Annotated in this window: 1 pseudogene; it reads left to right on the forward strand. The window is 44.5% G+C overall.

Annotated features, from left to right (window positions below):
- Positions 1-681, forward strand: a pseudogene (locus tag R7Q48_RS27745) (hypothetical protein); the annotation flags it as partial.

The raw sequence follows: 681 nt of genomic DNA on the forward strand, positions 1-681 counted from the left end.
AAGATCCCGCGCCTTATGAAGTGAGCGAAAGCCTTTCTGCTGCATGGAACAATACCAGTGATCACACCATTTCGTTCGACGTAAAATCTGTCATGAAAATGGAAAATGGCGTCCCTCTCATTATCGGTGAAGTTTACAACCGCAGTGACGCACTTAATGGTAATGAAGTGCACTTCAATAACATTTGTGAAATTACCGCAGACTTTGACACCAAAGGTTACTGGCACAACAAAAATGGCTTAAGTGAACTAACTGAAGCCGACAGAGTATATGTGAATGGTTTAGCCCCTTACGCCTCTCCAAGTAACTACTTTGGAGCTGGTGACGAGCCATTTGACGGTAAATTTACTGGTGGAGAGCCAGTTGAAGCAGCATTTAGCGGCGATTCTGCTATTTGGATGGCCGGGACTTGGCAATCCGAAGTGTCACAATTCTTGGTCGATAGCAATGGCAACGCGGACCTTAACGAGCACAAAGAGCAGCTAGCTCAGCAACTACTCGCATTTATCTTTAATACTCGACATCGTCCAACCTCTGAGGGTTTAACCCAAACTACCGTTATTTGGTTTGGCGATCAGTGGATGTCTATTGGAGATATCATTAGTAACGCGGTCAGTGCTTGGGAAGGTTCAGACATCAATCAAATTGATCAGATCAAGACGGTTTTGGATGGTTTGAATA

The organism is Vibrio sp. 378 (genome assembly GCF_033339435.1).